The sequence below is a fragment of the Curtobacterium sp. NPDC089185 genome (genome assembly GCF_040685235.1).
In the GTDB taxonomy this organism is placed as follows: Bacteria; Actinomycetota; Actinomycetes; order Actinomycetales; family Microbacteriaceae; genus Curtobacterium; species Curtobacterium citri.
Genome location: NZ_JBFBHK010000002.1, coordinates 314,227 through 335,197, shown reverse-complemented (window position 1 = coordinate 335,197; position 20,971 = coordinate 314,227). Strand labels below are relative to the sequence as shown.

Genomic DNA, 20,971 nt, shown 5'->3' with positions numbered 1-20,971 from the left:
ACAGGAGCAAGCTCCTGATCATCGTTCGACTTGCATGTGTTAAGCACGCCGCCAGCGTTCGTCCTGAGCCAGGATCAAACTCTCCGTAAAAAAATACAACCAACACCGAAGTGCCAGCGAGTTGATTCTGACTGTTGACTGTCTACTGACAATCTTCAATCCAAAAGGAATTGTCTCCGTACCTCCACAAGTGAAGGCAACGGGGTCAATAAATTGGCATTGACAATGTGCACGCTGTTGAGTTCTCAAGGACCAGACGCACCCCCCACTCGACTCCATCAGGAGCTCCGCCAGAGGGGCATTCGTTCTTGGCTGCCACCGGCGACGCGTCGGACCGAGGTCCTGTGGCTCATCCCGAGGGGAGAGGGCCGGTGGAGTAGTCATCCTAAGCGTCGGAGCGATCGAGCACAAGGCCTGATCTGAACTCCGGTGGAGGATGGTCCCGCTTGAGGGCCGGCGTGCTCTGGGCTTTCGCTCCAGCCGCTCCGCCGCACCTTTGGGGTGACGAGTAAGAACTCTACGCAGCGATCCCGGGGAGCGCCAACTGCCCCGCCTCCCGGGCGTGTCGCGTTGTGCAACACGGCGGAGAACGACTCATGCCCGCTCCCCCGGGGACGGGCGAGCGGGCACGAGTGGTGTGCGGGATCCGGTGTCAGACCAGGGTGACGCCGGCGAGGGTCTTCTTCCCGCGTCGGAGCACCACGATGCCACCGGGGAGCGCGAGGTCGGCGAGCAGCGCGGTGCCTTCCTCGACGCGGACGTTGTTCACGGAGACCCCGCCCTGGTCGACTGCGCGCCGGGCCTCGCCCAGCGACTTCACGAGTCCGGTCTCGACGAGTGCACGAGCGACGTCGGCATCCCCCCCGAGGCTCACCGATCCGGGCAGCTCGGCGATGGCGGACCGGAGGGTGTCGGCGTCGAGGGCACCGAGGTCGCCGTTGCCGAACAGCGCACCCGCGGCGTCGATCGCCGCGCGGGTGGCGGCCTCGCCGTGCACGGTCGCGGTCACGTCGTGGGCCAGGGTCCGCTGGGCCTCGCGACGGAAGGGTTCCTCGGCCACGGCACGCTCGAGCCGCTCGATCTCCTCGCGGGACAGGAAGGTGAACTCCCGCAGCCGGGCGATCACGTCGGCGTCCGAGGTGTTGAGCCAGAACTGGTAGAAGGCGTACGGGGACGTCATCTCCGGGTCGAGCCAGATGGCGTTGCCCTCGCTCTTGCCGAACTTCGTGCCGTCCGAGTTCGTGATGAGGGGCGTCCCGATCGCGTGCACCGATGCACCCTCGGAGCGTCGGATCAGCTCCGTGCCCGAGGTCAGGTTGCCCCACTGGTCGGATCCACCGGTCTGCAGCGTGCAGCCGTACTGCCGGAAGAGCTCGCGGTAGTCGAGTCCCTGCAGGATCTGGTAGCTGAACTCGGTGTAGCTGATGCCCGCGTCCGAGTTCAGGCGCGCCGCGACCGCGTCCTTCTTCAGCATCGTGCCGACGCGGAAGTACTTGCCGATGTCGCGGAGGAAGTCGATCGCGGACAGCGGCGACGTCCAGTCGAGGTTGTTCACCAGCCGCACCCCGTTGTCGCCCTCCGGGCTGAGGAAGCGTGACACCTGGGCCTGCAGCCGGCTGACCCACTCGGCCACCGTCTCCGGGGTGTTCAGGGTGCGCTCGGCCGTCGGGCGCGGGTCACCGATGAGCCCGGTGGATCCGCCGACGAGCGCGAGCGGCTTGTGCCCGGCCAGCTGCAGCCGACGCATCGTGAGCAGCTGGAGCAGGTTGCCGCAGTGCAGGGACGGGGCCGTCGGGTCGAAGCCGCAGTAGTAGGTGACCGGCTCGCCGTCGAGGGCCTCCTTGAGCGCCGTCTCGTCGGTGGAGACGTGCACCAGACCGCGCCAGCGCAGTTCGTCCCACACCGAGGCGAAGGTGGGGTCGTTCCGCTGGCGTGTCAGGACGTCGTGATCGGTTGCGCTGGACACACGACGATCGTAGCGGCGTGCGGCGGCGCACCGGGATCCGGCCGGGAGGCGCGGTGCCGGTTCACCGGTCGACCGCACCCTTGTGACGCCGGTAGGTCGAGACCGTCGGGTCGCCCGCCAGCCAGAAGCGCCAGGGGAACGACACGCCGCCGGCGATGCCGCCGACGCCGGTGCGCGGTCCCCGCGCGATGCGCGGGCCGAGCCCGTCGGCCGGCCCCGACGGTACGGACAGGAGCGCGTCGGCGACCGCAGTGGGTCCGTGCTCGGTGATGCGCGCCTCCAGGCCGGGTGCCAGGGTGAGCACGAAGGGACCGGACCCGTCGAGCACCGACGTGCCGTCATCCGTGCCGAGGACCGCGCCGAGCGCGGTCCCGAGGTTGCCGGGACCGCGTGCGAGCGCGACGTCGGCAGGCCGGTCGCCCCGGCGCGCCCGAGCGGTCGCGACGCCGTCGACGACCTCCGCGGCCCGGAGGAGCGACCCGGACGACGTGCCCTCGGGGCCGCTGACCACGTTGACGCACGTGTGGATCCCGTAGGAGCGGTAGGCGTACAGCGTGCCGGGCGCACCGAACAGGTGCCGGTTCCGCTCGGTCATGCCGCGGTGCCCGTGGGAGCCGGGGTCGGTCGGACCCCAGTAGGCCTCGACCTCGGTGATCCGGAGGGTGACGCCCCGACCCGAGATCGTCGCGCCGAGGAGGGCCGGCGCCGAGGTCGGTGCCGGCAGCTCGAGCAGCGCGCGGAGCGGGGACGTCATCGGGTGAAGGGCGCCCCCGCGGCCAGGTCGTGCACCCGACGGGTCAGGGACGCGAGCTGCTCGGCGACGCGGTCGGGCGCAGTGCCGCCGACGCCGGCGCGGGACGCGACGCTGCCCTCGATCGTCAGGACACCGCGGACCTCGGGGGTCAGGTGCTCTGACACCGAGCGGTACTCGGCGTCGGTCGGCTCGTCGAGCTCGATGCCGCGTTCCTCGCAGTGCCGGACGAGCGCACCCGAGATCTCGTGCGCGTCGCGGAAGGGCACGCCCTGGCGGACGAGCCACTCGGCGACGTCGGTGGCGAGCGAGAAGCCCTGCGGCGCGAGCTCGGCCATCCGGTCGGTGTCGAAGGACAGCGTCGCGACCATGCCGGTGAACGCGGGCAGCAGGACCTCGAGCTGCGCGACCGAGTCGAAGACGGGCTCCTTGTCCTCCTGGAGGTCGCGGTTGTACGCGAGCGGGAGCCCCTTCAGCGTCGTGAGGAGCCCCGTGAGGTTCCCGACGAGACGCCCGGACTTGCCCCGGGCGAGCTCGGCGATGTCGGGGTTCTTCTTCTGCGGCATGATGCTCGAACCGGTCGAGAACGCGTCGTGGAGGCGGACGAAGCCGAACTCCTTCGTGTTCCAGAGGATGACCTCCTCGGCGAGGCGGGACACGTCGATCCCGACCTGTGCCAGCACGAACGCGAACTCGGCCACGACGTCACGGGCTGCGGTGGCGTCGATCGAGTTGTCCGCCGGCCGGGCGAAGCCGAGTTCGTGGGCGATCGCCGTCGGGTCGAGCCCCAGCGAGCTGCCCGCGAGGGCACCGGCGCCGTACGGGCTGACGCTCGCGCGGTCGGCCCAGTCGCGGAGCCGCTCGAGGTCGCGGACGAGCGGCCACGCGTGCGCGAGCAGGTGGTGCGCGAGGAGCACGGGCTGGGCGTGCTGCAGGTGCGTCCGGCCCGGCATGATCGCAGCCGGGTGCTCGCTCGCCTGCTGGGAGATCGCGTCGACGAGGTCGATGACGAGCCGCCCGATGCGGCGACCGTGGTCGAGCATGTGCATGCGGCCGAGCGTCGCGATCTGGTCGTTGCGGCTCCGTCCCGCCCGGAGCTTGCCGCCGAGCTCGGAGCCGAGGTCCGCGATGAGCAGGCGTTCGAGGGCGCCGTGGACGTCCTCGTCGCCGTCGTCGGGGAGCAGCGAACCGTCGGCGTGGGCGGTCTCGAGCCGGTCGAGGCCGCCGAGCATGCGGTCGAGCTCGTCCGCGGTCAGGTACCCGGCCGTGTGCAGCGCCCGGGCGTGCGCACGCGATCCGGCGATGTCGTACGGGGCGAGCTGCCAGTCGAAGTGCGTCGACCGGGACAGCGCGGCCAGCTCGGCGCTGGGGCCGTCGGCGAAGCGCCCGCCCCAGAGGGCGCCGGTGTTCGTGGCGTCGGTCTTGGCGGGCTGGTTCGCGTCGGTCATGTCGTCCTGCCTGGTGGTGGTGTCGGGGTCGGTCGGTTCGGGTGCATCGGCGCGGGCTGTCGAGTGGCGGGTGCTGCTGGCGGCGGTCGTCTCGGAGCCCGGTCAGTTCGCGCGGTCACGCCGGGCGGCGATCCGGGCGGGTCGGGCCCACGCCGCGGCGAGGGTCACGGGCTCGTCCGACGGAGCGGCGGCGAGTTCGTAGTCGTAGAGGCTCTGGCCCGACCGGCGCCCGACCACGGTCGCGGTCCCGCCGTGGAGCCGGAGCCGGACGTCGCCGGAGACGTGCTCCTGGGACTGCTCGACGAAGGCGTCGAGCGCGCGACGGAGACCGCTCCCCCACCGCCCGTCGTGCACGAGGTCGGCCCACTCCTGGTCGACGGACCGCTTGCAGCGGAGCACGTCCCGCTCGAGGGTGAGCCGCTCGAGGTCGCGGTGCGCGGCGACGAGCGTGGTGGCGGCGGGGCTCTCCGCCAGGCGACGGACCTTCCGCCCGTCGAGCAGGTCGTCGATCCCGTCGTGCCGTCCGACGCCGTGCCGACCGGCGAGGGCGTCGAGTTCGAGCAGCAGCCGCAGGACCGGGAAGCGCTGGCCGTCGAGGGCGACCGGGACACCGTGCTCGAACGTGACCACGACCTCGTCGGGGTCGGGGGCGTCGGTCGGGTCCTGCGACCGCGTCCAGTCGTCCGCTTCGGCACCGGACCAGGGGTCGTCCGCCGCCGACGTCGTGACGAGTCGGCCCCACAGGTCCTGCTCGGTCCCCGAGGACGGGACGGCGCTCGTCGGCACGGCGACGACGTCGAGATCGGGGTCGAGCCCGCCGACCGCGGCGGCCAGGGCCACCTCGTCCGGGGCGACGGTGGCGTGGGCGACCGCGGTCGCGCCGAGCTGCCGGGCGGTGCGTACCAGGTGGGTCGCGACGAGGGGGCGGCGGAGTGCCGGTACGAGCACCCGGTCGCCGTCGCCTGCGTTCGCACGGACCGCCGCGACGACGTACTGCTCCGCGAACTCGGCCTTGGCGTCGACGACGATGGCGTCCACCGCACCCGCCGTGCGGGCACGGTGGCGGACGGCGTCGACCTCGCGCGACCGCCCGCCGACGTCGACCACGAGGGCCAGGACCTCGTGGTCGACACCGAACTGCCGGACGGCGGCAGACGGGTCGACGCCGGCGGAGCAGGCCACCACGATGCGGTCGGTCACGGTCGGGTCCCCGGTCCGCTCAGACGGCGAGCGGGGCGGGTGCCGCGGGCGCACCCGTGGCGTTCGCCGCGAGGAGCCAGGCGAGCAGGGCCTTCTGCGCGTGCAGTCGGTTCTCCGCCTCGTCCCAGATGATGCTGCGCGGTCCGTCGATCACCTCGGCTGTGACCTCGTACCCGCGGTCGGCGGGCAGGCAGTGCATGAAGACCGCGTCGGCCGCCGCGTGGCCCATCAGCTCGTCGTCCACGCGGTAGCCGGCGAAGGTGTCGAGCCGCGACTGCTTCTCGTCCTCCTTGCCCATCGACACCCACGTGTCGGTGACGACGACGTCCGCTCCGGCGACCGCCGCGACCGGGTCGGTCACGACGAGGACCGAGCCGCCCGTCTCGGCGGCACGACGCTCGGCGTCGGCGACGACCCGGCTGTCCGGGCTGAACGCCGCCGGAGCGGCCACGCGTACGTGCATGCCCGCCGTCGCGCCGGCGAGCAGGTAGGACTGCGCCATGTTGCTGGCACCGTCGCCGATGAAGGCGACGGTCTGGCCGGCCAGGGTCCCGCGGTGCTCGCGGATGGTGAGCAGGTCGGCGAGGAGCTGGCAGGGGTGGAAGTCGTCGGACAGCGCGTTGACGACGGGGACCCGCGTGCCGGCGGCCATCTCCTCGAGCCCGGACTGCGCGTAGGTGCGCCAGACGATCGCCGACACCATGCGCTCGAGCACGCGGGCGGTGTCGGACGGGGTCTCCTTGCCGCCGAGCTGGCTGTTCGCCGTCGTGATGACGAGCGGGCTGCCGCCGAGGTCGGAGATGCCGACGTGGAAGGACACCCGGGTACGGGTCGACGACTTGTCGAAGATCACCGCGACGGTCTGCGGTCCGGCGAGGGGCTGCTCGCCCCAGCGGTCGGCCTTCACCTGCGCGGCCAGGTCGAGGATCGCGGACTGCTCGGCCTGGGTGAGGTCGTCGTCGCGGAGGAAGTGGCGGGTCATGCGGAGGTCTCCTGGGTGGGGGTGCCCTGCTCGGCGGCCACGGCGGCCAGGCTCTCGCCGAGGATCGACACGAACTCGTCGATCTCGTCGTCGGACACGATGAGCGGCGGCGCGATGCGCAGGCTCGACTCGTTCGGGGCGTTGATGATGAGACCGCGCCCGAGGGCGGCGGCGTTGACGGCGGGCCCGACGGGTGCGGTGAGCCCGACGCCCACGAGCAGGCCCGTGCCGCGGACCTCCTGCACCAGCGGCGATCCCAGCCCCGCGATGCCGGCACGGATGCGCTCGCCCTTCGTCACCGCTCCGGCGACGAGGTCGGCGCGCTCGATCTCCTCGAGGACCGCGTTCGCGACGCGGGTGCCGAGCGGGTTGCCACCGAACGTCGATCCGTGCTGCCCGGCCGAGAACAGCTCCGACGCCCACCCGAACGTGACGAGTGCCCCGATCGGGAAGCCGCCGGCGATGCCCTTCGCGATCGTGACGGCGTCGGGGGTGAAGCCGTGCCCCTGGAACGTGAACCAGTTGCCGGTCCGACCGACACCGGTCTGGATCTCGTCGAGGATGAACAGCGCGCCGTGTTCCTCCGTGAGCCGTCGGGCGGTCTGCAGGAAGCCCTCGGGCAGGTCGACGACGCCGGCCTCGCCCTTGATCGGCTCGACGATGAGCGCGGCGACGGTGTCGTCGATCGCGGCCTCGAGCGCCTCGACCGTCGAGTCGATGTGCTCGACGCCGGGGACCATCGGCAGGAAGTCCTCCTGCAGCGCGGGCTTGCCGGTGAGCGCGAGCGCGCCCATCGTCCGGCCGTGGAAGCCCTGCTTGAGCGCGAGGATGCGGGTCTTGCGGCCGTCGGCGCCCTTGTTCAGACGGGCGAGCTTGAAGGCCGCCTCGTTCGCCTCGGCGCCCGAGTTGCCGAAGTACACGCGGCCGGCCGCACCGGCCCCGGTGATCCGCTTGAGCCGCTCGGCGAGCTCGAGCTGCGGCGGTGTCGCGAAGTAGTTCGACACGTGGACGAGCTTCGCGGCCTGGTCCGCGACGGCGTCGACGAGCGCCGGGTGCGCGTGGCCGAGCGAGTTCACGGCGATGCCGGCGAGGAAGTCGAGGTACTCGTTGCCCTCGACGTCCCACACGCGGCACCCCTTGCCGTGGTCGAGCATGATCTTCGGCGGTGTCAGGGATCGCATGAGCGACGCCCCGAACCGGTCGTTCCAGGTCTGGGTCTGCGTCTCGGTGCTCACTGCTCGTTCCCCTTCTGCGTGGTGCTCGTGGTGTCGGCGGTGTGCCGGCCCGGGTCTGCTGCGGACTCCGGGACACGGCGTCCGACCTCGGCGTGGGTGTTCTGGTTCTCCGTGCGACGGCTCGGGTCCGGGATCACCTCGGTGCCCGCACCCCGGAGGGTGAAGACCTCGAGCAGGATCGAGTGCGGGATCCGGCCGTCGATGATGGTCGCGCCGCCGACCCCGCCGACCACGGCGTCGAGGCACGCGGTCATCTTCGGGATCATCCCGGACTCGAGGGTCGGGAGCAGCTCGCGCAGCTCCTCGACCGCGATGAGGTCGATGATCGAGTCGCGGTCCGGCCAGTTGCGGTAGAGCCCGGGGACGTCGGTCAGCATGAGGAGCTTGGCGGCGCCCAGCGCGATCGCCAGGGCACCCGCGGCCGCGTCGGCGTTGACGTTGAGCGCCTGGTCCGGGTGGGCGTCGTCGATCGCGATGCTCGAGACGATCGGGATCCGACCGGCAGCGATCGCGGCGAGGACCCCCGAGGGGTCGACGTGCGTGATGTCGCCGACGTGCCCGAGGTCGAAGTGCTCGCCGTCGACGACGACGCCCTTCTTCTCGCCGGTGAACAGCGAGCCGCCGTCACCGGAGACCCCGACGGCCAGACCGTCGCCGTGCTCGTTGACCAGGTCGACGATCTCGCGGTTGACCTCGCCGGCCAGGACGTCACGGACCACCGTGATCGCCTCGGTCGTCGTGACCCGGTAGCCGCCGCGGAACTCGGACTCGATGCCCTGCTCCTTGAGCGCCGCCGAGATCTGCGGACCGCCGCCGTGCACGACGACCGGGTGCAGACCGGCGTAGCGCAGGTAGACCATGTCCTCGGCGAACGCCCGCTTGAGGTCGTCGTTCACCATCGCGTTGCCGCCGAACTTGACGACCACGGTCTTGCCCGTGAACCGCTTCAACCACGGCAGGGACTCGATGAGCGTCGCGGCCTTGACGGCGGCGAGCTCGTGCTCTTCTTCCTTGGTGAGGTCGCTCATCAGCTGGAGTACGCGCTGTTCTCGTGGACGTAGTCGTGCGTCAGGTCGTTCGTGAGGATGGTCGCCGCGTGCGTGCCCACCCCCAGCTCGATGAGCACGTGGGTGTCGCGCGGGGTCAGGTCGACCTCGTCGCTCGGCCGGTCGGGGGCACCGGCGTGGCACACGCGCACCCCGTTCATGCTGACGTCGACCGCGTACGGGTCGAACTCGGCGTCCGTCGTGCCGATCGCGGCGAGCACCCGGCCCCAGTTCGGGTCGTTGCCGAACACCGCGGCCTTGAACAGGTTGTTGCGGGCCACGCTGCGACCGACGGTGACGGCCTCGTCCTCGCTGACCGCGCCGGTGACCGTGATGGTGATGTCGTGGCTCGCACCCTCGGCGTCCTGCTGGAGCTGCCGGGCGAGGTCCGCGCAGACGGCGGTCAGGGCCTCCTGGAAGTCGCCGACCTCCGGTGTCACACCGCTCGCGCCCGAGGACAGCAGCACCACCGTGTCGTTCGTCGACATGCAGCCGTCCGAGTCGACCCGGTCGAACGTGACGCGGGTCGCCGCGCGGAGCGCCTGGTCGAGCTGCTCGGGGGTCTGCACGGCGTCGGTCGTGATCACGACGAGCATCGTGGCGAGCCCGGGTGCGAGCATGCCCGCACCCTTCGCCATCCCGCCGACGGTCCAGCCGTCCTCGGTGACGACCGACTGCTTCGGCGTCGTGTCCGTCGTCATGATCGCGGTCGCGGCATCGGGGCCGCCGGCCGCCGACAGCGCGGCACTCGCCAGTTCGACCCCGCGGAGCACGCCGTCGCGGAACGTCTGGTCACCGACGCCGATCAGGCCGGTCGAGCACACGACGACGTCGCCGGCGCCGATTCCGAGTGCGTCGCCGACGGCCTCCGCGGTCATGTGGGTGGTCTGGAACCCGAACGGGCCGGTGAAGCAGTTCGCGCCACCGGAGTTGAGGACGACGGCCCGGGCGACGCCGTCGCCGACTGCCTGGCGCGACCAGATCACCGGGTGCGCCTGCGCGCGGTTGCTCGTGAAGACCGCGGCTGCGGCTGCGTCCGGCCCGTCGTTCACGACGAGGGCGACGTCGGGCTTCCCGCTCGCCTTGAGTCCGGCGGTCACGCCGGCCGCGCGGAAGCCCGCAGCGGCGGTCACGCCCTGGAGGCCCGTCCCGGCCTGGTCCGTCGAGGTCACGTCGGTCACGGGGCGACTCCGTCCACGCTGAGGCCGAGGGTCTCGGGGAAGCCCAGGGCGATGTTGGCCGACTGCACGGCCGCGCCGGCGGTGCCCTTGGCCAGGTTGTCGAGGGCGCTCACGGCGACGACGCGACCGGCGGCCTCGTCGACGGCGATGCCGACCAGCGCCGTGTTCGCGCCGACGGTGTCCGCGGTCCGCGGGAACTCGCCCTCCGGCAGCAGGTGCACGAACGGCTCGTCGGCGTACGCCTGCTCCCAGGCGAGCCGGACGTCGCGGGCGCTCACGCCGGGCGACAGCCTCGCCGTCGTGGTCGCCAGGATGCCGCGCGACATCGGGACCAGCACGGGCGTGAACGAGATCCGGACGTCGCCGGCCCCGGCGGCCACCAGGTTCTGCTGGATCTCCGGGATGTGCCGGTGGGTGCCGCCGACCGCGTAGGCGCTCGCGGATCCCATGATCTCCGATGCGAGGTACGTGGTCGCGAGCTTCTTGCCGGCACCGCTCGGGCCGACGCTCAGCACCGCGACGAGGTCGTCCGTCTCGACGAGTCCGGCCTGGACGCCGGGCTGGATGCCGAGCGTCACCGCGGTGACGTTGCACCCGGGGACGGCGATCCGCTTCGTCGCCGCGAGCTCGGTGCGCTGCCGCCCGAGGCTCTCGATGTCGTCGACGTCCCGCCACTCCTCCGCGGTCCCGGGCGCCGGCGCGGCGTGCAGCAGCTCCGGCAGGCCGTAGGCCCACGCGCCGTGGTACGCGCCGCCGTAGAACGCGTCCCAGGCCGCCGGGTCCGTCAGCCGGTGGTCCGCGCCGCAGTCGACGACGAGGGTGTCCTCGTCGAGCTCCGCCGTGATCGCACCGGACTGCCCGTGCGGCAGCGCGAGGAAGACCACGTCGTGTCCGCGCAGGTGCTCCGCCGTCGTCTCGACCAGGGTCATGTGGGCCAGCGATCGCAGGTGCGGCTGGGTCGCGACGAGCGGCTGACCGGCGTTGCTGTGCGCGGTCACCGTCCTGATGTCGAACTCCGGGTGGGCGGCGAGCACGCGCAGGAGCTCTCCGCCCGCGTAGCCGGAGGCTCCCGCCACGGCGACGGATACGGACATGGGTTCCACCTTTGGTCGGACTGGTCGTCGAGAGAGTCGGAGGCGGCGGCCCCGGGCGGTGCTGATCCGGTGGATCAGTCGCGCAGGGTCGCCCCGAATCGCTCGCCGGCACGTCGGACGGCGCCGTCACGGGCCTCGGAGGCCTCGGCAGCGGTCAGCGTGCGGTCCGTGGCGCGGAAGCGCAGCGCGAACGTCAGGGACTTCTGTCCCTCGTCCACGCCCGTGCCCCGGTAGTCGTCCACGAGCCGAGCATACTCCAGCAGCTCGCCGGCGCCGGAGCGCACGGTCTCGAGGACGTCGCCCGCGGGCACGTCGACGCCGACCACGAGGGACAGGTCCTGCGTCGCGGCCGGGTACGACACGATCGGCGCGACCGACACGAGGTCCGGTGCCGCGGCGATCAGCGCGTCGAGGTCGAGCTCGACGACGGCGACCACCCGCGGCAGCACCGCGGCCTCGGTGAGGACGGGCAGGAGCTCACCCGCGACGCCGACGACGGTGTCGCCCACGAGCAGCGAGGCCGCGCGCCCCGGGTGCAGGGACGGGTGGCTCGTCTGCGCGATGCGGAGCTCCACGCCGACCGCCCACGCCACCGTGCGGGCCACGTCGAGCGCATCGGCGACACCGTACGGCTCCGGCTGCACGCCCGGCTGCTTCACCGTGCGGTTGCCCGTGAGGAGGGCCGAGAGGTGGAACGGCTGGGGCGGGAGCGCGGCGTCGAGCGCGGCCAGGGTGTCGGCGGCGGGCAGCGCGGCGCCCGCCGGGACGGTCTCGGTGCCGAGCTCCACGCCGGTGGTCGGCAGGAACACCCGCGAGGTCTCGTACAGAGCGACGTCGACGAGCCCGCGGGACACGTTCCGCCGCGCGGCGTCGACGAGTGCCGGCAGCCCGCTGCGACGGAGCAGCGACTGCTCGCTGTCGAGGGCGTTCGCGAGCACGACGCTCGGTCCGCCGTCCCCGTCGATGCCGGGGTACGCGTCCTGGATCGTGGGGGAGACGAACGGCGCGGTGACGACCTCGACGAGGCCGTCCGCGGCGAGGGCGGCGGCCACCCGACGACGAGCCAGCTGGTGGCGCGTGAGACCACGCCCGGGCGGGGCGACCGGCAGCACGCTCGGGATGCGGTCGTACCCGACGATGCGTGCCACCTCCTCGACCAGGGTGGTGTCGTCGGTGAGGTCGGGGCGCCAGGACGGCGGCGTGACGACGAGGAGGTCCCCGTCCGCCTCGACCGACGCGCCGATCGCGCGGAGGGTGTCGACGACCTCGGCGTCGGTGTAGTCGACGCCGACCAGCTCGGCCGGACGTGAGAGCCGCATCGTGGTGGTCGGGCGCGGCTCGGTGTCGACGAGCGTCGAGCCGAGGGCGTCCGCCGTGCCGCCCGCGAGCTCGACGAGGAGCTCGACGGCGCGGTTCGCCGCGGCCTCGGCGACGAGCGGGTCGACCCCGCGTTCGAAGCGCTTCGAGGCCTCGCTCGGCAGCTTGTGGCGACGGGCGGTCCGGGCGATCGAGACCTGGTCGAAGCCGGCCGCCTCGATGAGGACGTCCGTCGTGCTGCCGGAGATCTCGGTGCGGGCGCCGCCCATGACGCCGGCGAACCCGACCGGGCCCTCGTCGTCGGTGATGACGAGGTCCTCGGGGTCGAGCGTGCGGGTCGTGTCGTCGAGGGTGACCAGGGTCTCCCCCGTGGTCGCGCGACGGACCCCGAGGCCGCCGACGACCTTCGCGAGGTCGTAGCCGTGCAGGGGTTGCCCGAGCTCGAACATCACGTAGTTCGTGACGTCGACCGGGAGCGAGATGGAGCGCACGCCGGCGAGCGAGAGGCGGGACACCATCCACGCCGGTGTCTTCACGGTCGGGTCGATGCCGCGCACGACGCGCGTGACGAAGGTGTGCGCGCCGACGCGACCGCGGATCGGTGCCCGGTCGTCGATCGTGACGCGGAAGCCCTCGCCGGAGCGGGGCGTGACACGCTCCACGGGGTCGTGGAAGCTCGCGCCCGTCGCGTGGGCGTACTCGCGCGCCACACCGCGCATGCTCATCACGTACCCGCGGTCCGGCGTGACGTTGATCTCCACCGCCGCGTCGTCGAGGCCGAGCAGCGCGATCGCGTCGGCGCCGACCTCCGGGTCCATGCCGAGGTCCGCGAAGCGGAGGATGCCGTCGTGCTCGTCGCCGAGACCGAGCTCGCGCGCCGAGGCGATCATGCCGTCGGAAACGTGGCCGTAGGTCTTGCGCGCGGCGATCGGGAACGGTCCGGGCAGGACGGCGCCGGGCAACGTCACGACGACGAGGTCGCCCACGTCGAAGTTGTGCGCACCGCAGACGATGCCGCGCGGTTCGGGCTCGCCGACGTCGACCTGGCACCAGTTGATCGTCTTGCCGTTCTTCTGCGGCTCGGGCTCGCGCTCGAGTACGCGGCCGACGACGATCGGGCCGGTCAGGTCGTAGGTGTGGATCGCCTCTTCCTCGAAGCCCACCGACACGAGCGCCGCGTGGACGTGCTCGAGGGTGACGTCGTCGGGCAGGTCGACGGACTCGCCGAGCCAACGGAGTGGGACGCGCATCAGACCACCGTTCCGAACTGCTGCGAGAAGCGGACGTCGCCCTCGAGGAAGTCACGCATGTCGTTCAGGCCGTTGCGGAACTGCAGCGTCCGCTCGATGCCCATCCCGAACGCGAAGCCCTGGTACTCGTCCGGGTCGATCCCGGCGGCACGCAGGACGTTGGGGTTCACCATGCCGCAGCCGCCCCACTCGACCCAGCGCGCCCCGCCCTTGGCGTTCGGCTGCCAGACGTCCATCTCGGCGCTCGGCTCGGTGAACGGGAAGTAGTTCGGGCGCAGGCGGATCTGCGCCTCGGCCCCGAAGACCTGGCGCGCGAAGTGCTCGAGCGTGCCGCGCAGGTGCGCCATCGTCAGGCCCTTGTCGATGGCGATGCCCTCGACCTGGGTGAAGACCGGCAGGTGGGTCGCGTCGAGCTCGTCGGCGCGGTAGACCCGCCCCGGGGCGATGACGTAGAGCGGCAGGTCACGCGACAGGAGCGAGCGGACCTGCACCGGCGAGGTGTGGGTGCGCATCACGAGGTGCCGGTCGACCGGTTCGACGAAGATCGTGTCCGCCATCGCACGGGCGGGGTGGTCCGGGTCGAAGTTCAGGGCGTCGAAGTTGAACCACTCGTGCTCGAGCTCGGGGCCCTCCGCCACCTCCCACCCCATGCCGACGAAGATGTCGGCGACGGTCTCGTTGAGGACCGACAGGGGGTGGCGCGAGCCCGGGGTCCTGCGGCTCGGCAGCGCCGTGACGTCGACCCGCTCGGCCTCGAGCCGGGCGCGCTCCTCGGCCTCGGCCAGGACGGCTTCCTGCTCGGCGATCGCCTGGTTCACCTGCCCACGGGCCTGCCCGACGAGCTTGCCGGCCGCGGCCTTCTGCTCCTTCGGCACGGTGCGCATCGCGGCGTTCATCCGCGCGAGTGCGGACTGCTCGCCGGTGTGCTCGGTCCTGGCCTGCTTCAGCTCGGCCACGGTCGTCGCGGCACGGACGGCGGCGAGGGCCTCGTCCACGGCGGCGGCGACGGCCGGTTCGCTGATCTCGAGGTGTTCTGACACGAGGCCCAAGCCTACCGGCCCGTGGGATACCGCCGTCCTGCACCGATCGGACGGTGGACGGCGACGCGGACGACTCCGCCCGTGCAGGACTACTTCGTCCGGTGGGCGAACGCCGACTCGTACAGGCAGACCGACGCGGCCGTCGCCAGGTTCATCGACTCCGCCCTGCCGTAGATCGGCACCTTGACGGCTCGGTCGACGAGGGCGAGGTCCTCCGCCGTCAGCCCGCGTGCCTCGTTCCCGAACACCCACGCCGTCGGCCCGTCGAGCATCCCGTCGGCACGGACGTCCGGCAGGTCGTCGCCCGAGACGTCGGCCGCGAGGATCGTGTACCCGAGGCCGCGTGCCCGGGAGACCGCGTCCGCCAGGGTCACGCCGACCGACACCGGGACGTGGAACAGCGAGCCCGTGGTCGAGCGCACCACCTTCGGGTTGTACGGGTCGACCGAGCGCCCGGTCAGCACCACGGCGTCGGCCCCGGCGGCGTCCGCGGCGCGGATGATCGTGCCGGCGTTGCCGGGGTCACGCACCTCCTCGAGGATCGCGACGATCCCCGGGAGGCCGCCCCGTTCCTCCAGGCCGTCGACCGTGTCCGGGAAGACGTCCTTCACCGACGTCGGGAACTGCTGGCACACCGCGACCACGCCCTGCGGGGTCACGGTGTCGGCCATCGTGTCGAGCACCTGCTCGGTGACGAACCACGTGTCCACCGGTGCGTCGTCGAGCGCGTAGCGCGCGGCGGCCGTCGGCGTGACGTACAGCTCGCGGAGCAGCTCCGGCCGGTACGCGATCGCCTCGCGCACCGCCTGCGGCCCCTCGAGCAGGAACAGGCCGGTGTCGGCACGGACGTCCTTCTTCGCCAGGGCGGCCACGGCCCGGACACGACCGGACTTCGGGTTCTCGAGGAGATCGCTCACGACACCAGTCTAGGAACGACGAAGCCCCCGCTCCGGAACGGAACGGGGGCTTCGGGTGGAGCGGTGACGACTACGCGGCCTTCGGAGCCGAGGTGTCGGCCGGGAGGGCGCCCTTGGCGGTCTCGACGAGCGCTGCGAACGTCTCGGGGTTGTTCACCGCGAGGTCCGCGAGGATGCGACGGTCGACCTCGACGCCGGCCAGGCCGAGGCCCTGGATGAGGCGGTTGTAGGTCAGGCCGTTCGCGCGCGACGCGGCGTTGATGCGCTGGATCCACAGGCGACGGAACTCGCCCTTCTTCGCGTGACGGTCCCGGTACGCGTAGACGAGGGAGTGGGTGACCTGCTCCTTCGCCTTGCGGTACAGGCGCGAACGCTGACCGCGGTAGCCCTCGGCGCGCTCGAGGATGACGCGGCGCTTCTTGGCGGCGTTGACCGCTCTCTTTACACGTGCCATTGATCTGTTCCTTTACGTTTCCGCCGGCTCAGTGGCCGAGAAGCTTCTTGACGTTCTTCGCGTCGGCCTTCGCGAGGACCTGGTCCTCGTTGAGGCGGGCCTTGCGCTTGGCGCTCTTGACCTCGAGGTTGTGACGCATACCGGCCTGCTGCTTCATGATCTTGCCGCTGCCGGTGACCTTGAAGCGCTTCTTCGACCCGGAGTGGGTCTTCTGCTTGGGCATGGAGGTGCCTTTCCGTGGGATGGGATGGGGGGCCGCGCCGTTGCGGGTGGGTCAGCTGCGCCGAGGGGCAGCTGCGCGGCGTGTCCGGGGAGGACCTACTCGGCCGGAGCCTCGACGGCCGCGGACTCGGTCGACTCGTCGGTCTCCTTGCCCTTCGCGGCGTGCTCCGTCGCGCGACGCTCGGCCTTCTGCGCAGCACGCTTGGCGTTCTGCTCGCCCTTGACGTCGGACTTGTTCTTGAGGGGGGCGATGATCATCGTCATGTTGCGGCCGTCCTGGGTCGGACGCGACTCGACGACACCGAACTCGGCGATCTCCTCGGCGAACTTCTGGAGGAGACGGACACCCTGCTCCGGACGCGACTGCTCGCGGCCACGGAAGAGGATCATCGCCTTCACCTTGTCGCCACCGAGGAGGAAGCCCTCGGCACGCTTGCGCTTGGTCTCGTAGTCGTGCACGTCGATCTTCAGGCGGAACCGGACCTCCTTGAGGTCGGTGTTCACCTGGTTGCGACGTGCTTCCTTGGCCTTCTGAGCGGCCTCGTACTTGAACTTGCCGTAGTCCATGATCTTGGCCACGGGCGGCTTCGAGTTCGGCGCGACCTCGACCAGATCCAGCTCGGCTTCCTGCGCGAGACGCAGGGCCATGGCGATCGGGACGACGCCGACCTGCTCACCCTGCGGTCCGACGAGACGGACTTCAGGGACGCGGATTCGGTCGTTGGTACGGGGATCGGTGATGCGGAGCTCCTTCAATCAGGTGGTGGTCGTCCGGGGCATCTGCCCTGGACGACGGCACGAGAGAGGAGATCTGACGCACGGATCTGGAACCCGTTCGGCAGCCGCCCGACGCCGTTCCGTCCGGAACGGCCAGCCGGCGCGGACGCCGGCGGAGCGGTTGGGACCCGGTAGCCTGTGGTGCACGGCCGCGGGTGGGAGAGACTCCTCTTCTACGACGCCGTCCGGTTGCCGGACCCGCTCGGAGAGCTGGTCGAAGCGCACGGACAGTATCTGCCGCCGATGAGTCTAGCAGAGGAGCACCGTGCCCGACACCCCCGAGAACGACAGCCCTGGGAACGACGTCCCGCAGGAGATCGCCGGCGAGGCGGCCGCCGCCGAGGCACGCGACATCGCCGAGGTCCCCGCCGTCGAGCTCATCAACACCGTGGCGGTGCACCTGCTGAGCGCGGCGGCCGTCAAGGTCGGCCTGGCCGACGACCCGCAGGAGCAGACGGACCTCGACGAGGCCCGGAAGCTCATCACGGCACTCGCCGGGCTCGTGACCGCCGCAGCCACCGAGATCGGCGACCACCACGCGCGTCCGCTGCGCGACGGGCTCCGCTCGGTGCAGCTCGCGTTCCGCGAGGCGTCGACGATCCAGGACGCCCCGGGCAAGGGTCCGGGCGAGAAGTACACCGGGCCCGTCAACTGAAGCGACACTGACGCGACACTGACGCGCCGCACCCGGTGACGGACGGGAGGCGCGTGACCGGCTGGTCACGCGCCTCCCGTCCGTCAGGGGCCGCTGCTGGTGCGGTGCGGTCAGCGGGCCGGCGCGGTCACCCCGCGTCGCGGGACGCGAGCCGCGCGACCGCGGCGAGCGGGATGCCGGCCCAGTCCGGTCGGTTGCGGGTCTCGTAGACCACCTCGTACAGGGCCTTGTCGAGCTCGAACGCGTCGAGGAGCGCGCGGTGGCCTCCGAGGTCCGTGCCGGTGCCGCGCTGGTAGCCGTCGAGGAACGCCTCGCGGGCGGCCTGTGCCCACGCGCCCGCGTCGACGAACGCGGCGTCGTGCGCGAGCGAACCGGCGACGTAGTCGAAGGACCGCAGCATGCCGGCGACGTCGCGCAGCGTGACGTCCGGGAGCGAGCGCTCGGTGAGCGGGCGGAGCGGCTCCCCCTCGAAGTCGAGGAACACCCACCCGCGGGGCTCCGGCGCCGCGAGCACCTGGCCGAGGTGCAGGTCGCCGTGGATGCGCTGCAGGGCGGGCCAGTCGGCCGCGGCGGCCCGGTCGTACACGGCGCGGACGGCGTCGACGTGCGGGGCGACGGTCGGGGCCTCGCGGACCGCGGCGTCGAACCGCGCGTGCATCGTCGCGACGGCCGCGTTCCGGCGCGCCTCGTCGGCGGGTTCGGTCGGCAGCGCCTCGGCGAGGGTGCGGTGCACCTCGGCGAGCGCCGACCCGAGGGCCGCGGCGTGCGCGTCCCACGGCGTCCCCTCGCGGGCGTCGTGCAGCGCGACCCGCCAGGCGTCCTCGAGCCCGGGGAGGAACTCCTGGGCGAACGCGAGGTGTCCGGTGGCCGTCCCGTCCGGGCGCCCGGAGTCCGGCCACGTGGCGCGCAGGGCGCCGTACACGGTGGGGACCCGGGCGCTGCCGGCGGCCGACAGTGCGAGCTGCGTCGTGACGTCGGGGTTGTCGCCGTGGTGCAGGACGCGGAAGACCTTCACGATGACCTGCGCGCCGTCCGCGGTGTCGCAGATGACCGAGGTGTTCGACTGCTCGCCGGAGAGCACGCGCGACGCGGTCACCCGTCCGATCGGGCGGAGGGACGACGGGTCGGCGTCGATGCGCTCGGCCAGTTCCTGCACCCACGCGGTGTCGGTCGTCGCGTCGACGGGATCCGACCCCGACCCGTCCAAGTCCGGTGCCGGGGACAGCACCGGCACCTGGTAGAGCACCGGCCCGGTCGGAGCGTCGTCGAGGACGAGCCGGGTGCCGTCCGACTCGGACAGCGTGCGGAGGGACGGCGTGCTGCCCTTCGCCGTGTACCAGCGCTGCCGGGCGATCCAGCCCTCGAGCGTGCGGTCGTGGACGCGGTCGGGTGCCTCGGCGCTCATGGGGAGGACGCTACGCGTCGGGACCGGAGTGCGTCCCGGGTGACGCGTCCGCTGCTCTTTACAACGATGTACAGAACGACCAGCATGGGGGCATGAGCTCCCTCGACGGCACCGGCGCCGCCCCCTCTGCCCGCGCATCCCTCCCCCTGGCCTCCGAGCAGGACGGCACCTACCCGCGTCCGCAGCTGCTGCGTCGTGCCTGGGCGGACCTCGACGGCACGTGGTCGTTCCGGAACACCGGGGACGACCCGTCGTGGCGGAGCGGTCTCCCCGACGCGCGGGACATCACGGTGCCGTTCCCGCCCGAGTCGCCGGCGTCCTGCATCGACGAACCGGGCTTCCACCCCGTCGTCTGGTACGCCCGCACCCTGACCCGGGCCGAGCTCGACGCCGCCGGGTACGGCCCCGGGGCCGATCGGCTGCGGCTGCACTTCGGCGCCGTCGACCACCGCGCCCGGGTCTGGATCGACGGCCGGTTCGTCGGCGAGCACGAGGGCGGCCACACCCCGTTCTCGTTCGACGTCACCGAGGCCCTCGGCACCGACCCCGACGGCGAGCACGTGCTGGTCGTCCGCGCCGAGGACGACCCGCACGACGTCACGCAGCCCCGCGGCAAGCAGGACTGGCACGAGGAGCCCCACGCCATCTGGTACCGCCGAACGACCGGGATCTGGCAGACCGTGTGGCTCGAGGCCGTGCCGTCGCGGTCGATCGCGGCCCTCCGCTGGACGAACGTCGACCACGCCACCGTGCGCCTGACCGTGCGGCTCGCCGGCGAGCGCCGGGACGCCGAACGGGTCCGCGTGGACGCCTGGTGGCAGGGCACGGGCGAGGAGCTCGCGTCGGTCGAGGTCGCCGTGCCCGCCGACGCCGACGAGGTCGTCGTCCCGGTTCCCGTCGCCCGCCAGACGAACGGCCAGGCCGAGGACGAACTGGTGTGGAGCCCGGAGACCCCGCGCCTCGTCGACGCGACGGTGGCACTCGTCGGAGTCGACGCGGTGGCGAGCTACTTCGGGCTGCGGACGGTCGGCACCGACGGCGGTGCGTTCCTGCTGAACGGGCGCGCGTACGACGTCCGCAGCGTGCTCAACCAGGGCTACTGGCCCGAGTCGCACCTCGCGGCCCCGTCCCGCGCGGCCCTCCGGCGCGAGGTCGAGCTCATCAAGGAGCTCGGCTTCACCGCGGCGCGGAACCACCAGAAGATCGAGGACCCGCGCTTCCTCTACTGGGCGGACCGCCTCGGGCTGCTCGTCTGGGGTGAGGCGCCGGGCGCGTACGCGTTCACCCCGCTCGCGGTGCAGCGGCTGGTGCGCGAGTGGATGGACGCCGTCGAACGGGACGCCTCCCACCCGTCGATCGTCACGTGGGTCCCCGCGAACGAGAGCTGGGGCGTGCAGCACGTCGCGACCGACCCGGCGCAGCAGGCGTACGCGAGGGCGCTCGCCGACCTGACGCGGGCACTCGACCCGACCCGCCCGGTGATCTCGAACGACGGCTGGGAGCACACGAACTCGGACATCGTCACGATCCACGACTACGAGGGCGACGGCGTCCGGCTCGCGGCGACGTACGCGGACGACGCGGCACGGACGGCGCTGCTCGGCGGCCGCGGACCCGCCGACCGCCGGATCCTGGTCGGTGGAGCGACGGACGAGGGCCAGCCGGTGATGCTGACCGAGTTCGGCGGCGTGGACTTCCAGCCGGGAGCCCGCCGCGAGGACGGCTGGGGCTACACCTCGGCCCTCGACGGCGACGACTGGGTCAACCGGATCACGGCGCTGTACGACGGCGTCCGGGCGAGCTCGTTCCTGGCCGGGTCGTGCTGGACGCAGCTCACGGACACGATGCAGGAGACGAACGGGCTGCTCAACGCCGACCGCAGCCCGAAGGTGCCGATCGAGCGGATCCGGGCGGCCGTCACCGGGCACTGACGGGCGGCACGTCGGTCCGTTCCCGCAGAACGCAACGTGGGCGGATCCTCGCAGCGACCTACCGCTGCGAGGAACCGCCCACGTTGCGTGTCGCGGGAGG

At 72.2% G+C, this 20,971-nt stretch carries 18 protein-coding genes and 1 rRNA gene; 2 read left to right on the top strand and 17 right to left on the bottom strand.

Going from position 1 to position 20,971, the window contains the following annotated elements; translation table 11 throughout:
• From AB0N84_RS03550 to infC, 16 genes are all read right to left on the bottom strand, one after another.
• A 16S ribosomal RNA gene (locus AB0N84_RS03550) occupies nt 1–90 on the bottom strand; the annotation flags it as partial.
• 562 nt (nt 91–652) lie between these two features.
• Nucleotides 653–1,966 carry a tyrosine--tRNA ligase gene (gene tyrS / locus AB0N84_RS03545; RefSeq protein ID WP_363543756.1) on the bottom strand — a complete coding sequence of 438 codons (1,314 nt, stop codon included), beginning with the start codon at nt 1,964–1,966 and terminating at the stop codon, nt 653–655.
• Between the two features lie 61 nt (nt 1,967–2,027).
• On the bottom strand, nt 2,028–2,720 hold the full coding sequence (locus tag AB0N84_RS03540; RefSeq protein WP_363543754.1) for a DNA-3-methyladenine glycosylase: 693 nt from the start codon (nt 2,718–2,720) through the stop codon (nt 2,028–2,030).
• A complete protein-coding gene (gene argH / locus AB0N84_RS03535; RefSeq protein WP_289459650.1) occupies nt 2,717–4,165 on the bottom strand; it encodes an argininosuccinate lyase in 1,449 nt (482 codons plus the stop codon). The genes AB0N84_RS03540 and argH overlap by 4 nt, the downstream gene beginning before the upstream one ends.
• A 102-nt stretch (nt 4,166–4,267) precedes the next feature.
• Nucleotides 4,268–5,365 (bottom strand): argininosuccinate synthase domain-containing protein, encoded by a 1,098-nt coding sequence (locus tag AB0N84_RS03530; protein ID WP_182047745.1) that lies wholly within the window; start codon nt 5,363–5,365, stop codon nt 4,268–4,270.
• A 19-nt stretch (nt 5,366–5,384) separates the two neighbouring features.
• Nucleotides 5,385–6,347 (bottom strand): ornithine carbamoyltransferase, encoded by a 963-nt coding sequence (gene argF / locus AB0N84_RS03525; protein WP_182047747.1) that lies wholly within the window; start codon nt 6,345–6,347, stop codon nt 5,385–5,387.
• Complete coding sequence (locus tag AB0N84_RS03520) at nt 6,344–7,582, bottom strand: acetylornithine transaminase (protein ID WP_289459652.1); 1,239 nt, start codon at nt 7,580–7,582, stop codon at nt 6,344–6,346. Before AB0N84_RS03520 ends, argF begins: the two co-directional genes overlap by 4 nt.
• On the bottom strand, nt 7,579–8,610 hold the full coding sequence (gene argB, locus AB0N84_RS03515) for an acetylglutamate kinase (protein ID WP_182047751.1): 1,032 nt from the start codon (nt 8,608–8,610) through the stop codon (nt 7,579–7,581). Before argB ends, AB0N84_RS03520 begins: the two co-directional genes overlap by 4 nt.
• Nucleotides 8,610–9,809: a bifunctional glutamate N-acetyltransferase/amino-acid acetyltransferase ArgJ gene (gene argJ, locus AB0N84_RS03510; RefSeq protein ID WP_289459654.1), complete on the bottom strand. Its 1,200-nt coding sequence runs from the start codon at nt 9,807–9,809 to the stop codon at nt 8,610–8,612. The genes argB and argJ overlap by 1 nt, the downstream gene beginning before the upstream one ends.
• Nucleotides 9,806–10,903 carry an NAGSA dehydrogenase family protein gene (locus AB0N84_RS03505; protein WP_363543750.1) on the bottom strand — a complete coding sequence of 366 codons (1,098 nt, stop codon included), beginning with the start codon at nt 10,901–10,903 and terminating at the stop codon, nt 9,806–9,808. Before AB0N84_RS03505 ends, argJ begins: the two co-directional genes overlap by 4 nt.
• A gap of 74 nt (nt 10,904–10,977) precedes the next feature.
• On the bottom strand, nt 10,978–13,470 hold the full coding sequence (gene pheT, locus AB0N84_RS03500; protein ID WP_363543748.1) for a phenylalanine--tRNA ligase subunit beta: 2,493 nt from the start codon (nt 13,468–13,470) through the stop codon (nt 10,978–10,980).
• The gene (gene pheS / locus AB0N84_RS03495; RefSeq protein WP_289459657.1) at nt 13,470–14,510 is read right to left on the bottom strand and encodes a phenylalanine--tRNA ligase subunit alpha; all 1,041 of its coding nucleotides are present in this window, start codon (nt 14,508–14,510) and stop codon (nt 13,470–13,472) included. The genes pheT and pheS overlap by 1 nt, the downstream gene beginning before the upstream one ends.
• 89 nt (nt 14,511–14,599) lie before the next feature.
• A complete protein-coding gene (locus AB0N84_RS03490) occupies nt 14,600–15,427 on the bottom strand; it encodes an RNA methyltransferase (protein WP_182047759.1) in 828 nt (275 codons plus the stop codon).
• Between the two features lie 70 nt (nt 15,428–15,497).
• Entirely contained in the window at nt 15,498–15,881 is a 384-nt protein-coding gene (rplT, locus tag AB0N84_RS03485; protein WP_069711283.1) for a 50S ribosomal protein L20, read from the bottom strand.
• A 28-nt stretch (nt 15,882–15,909) separates the two neighbouring features.
• Entirely contained in the window at nt 15,910–16,104 is a 195-nt protein-coding gene (rpmI, locus tag AB0N84_RS03480) for a 50S ribosomal protein L35 (RefSeq protein WP_022903519.1), read from the bottom strand.
• A gap of 95 nt (nt 16,105–16,199) precedes the next feature.
• Nucleotides 16,200–16,859 carry a translation initiation factor IF-3 gene (gene infC, locus AB0N84_RS03475; RefSeq protein ID WP_182047761.1) on the bottom strand — a complete coding sequence of 220 codons (660 nt, stop codon included), beginning with the start codon at nt 16,857–16,859 and terminating at the stop codon, nt 16,200–16,202.
• Between the two features lie 337 nt (nt 16,860–17,196).
• Here infC and AB0N84_RS03470 point away from each other — a divergent pair, with 337 nt between their 5' ends.
• A complete protein-coding gene (locus tag AB0N84_RS03470; RefSeq protein ID WP_069711450.1) occupies nt 17,197–17,535 on the top strand; it encodes a DUF1844 domain-containing protein in 339 nt (112 codons plus the stop codon).
• A gap of 127 nt (nt 17,536–17,662) precedes the next feature.
• Here AB0N84_RS03470 and AB0N84_RS03465 read toward each other — a convergent pair whose 3' ends face one another.
• A complete protein-coding gene (locus AB0N84_RS03465) occupies nt 17,663–18,940 on the bottom strand; it encodes a phosphotransferase (protein WP_363543744.1) in 1,278 nt (425 codons plus the stop codon).
• 92 nt (nt 18,941–19,032) lie between these two features.
• Between AB0N84_RS03465 and AB0N84_RS03460 the strand changes: the two genes are divergently transcribed.
• Complete coding sequence (locus AB0N84_RS03460; protein ID WP_363543742.1) at nt 19,033–20,871, top strand: glycoside hydrolase family 2 TIM barrel-domain containing protein; 1,839 nt, start codon at nt 19,033–19,035, stop codon at nt 20,869–20,871.
• Nucleotides 20,872–20,971: the final 100 nt, after the last annotated feature.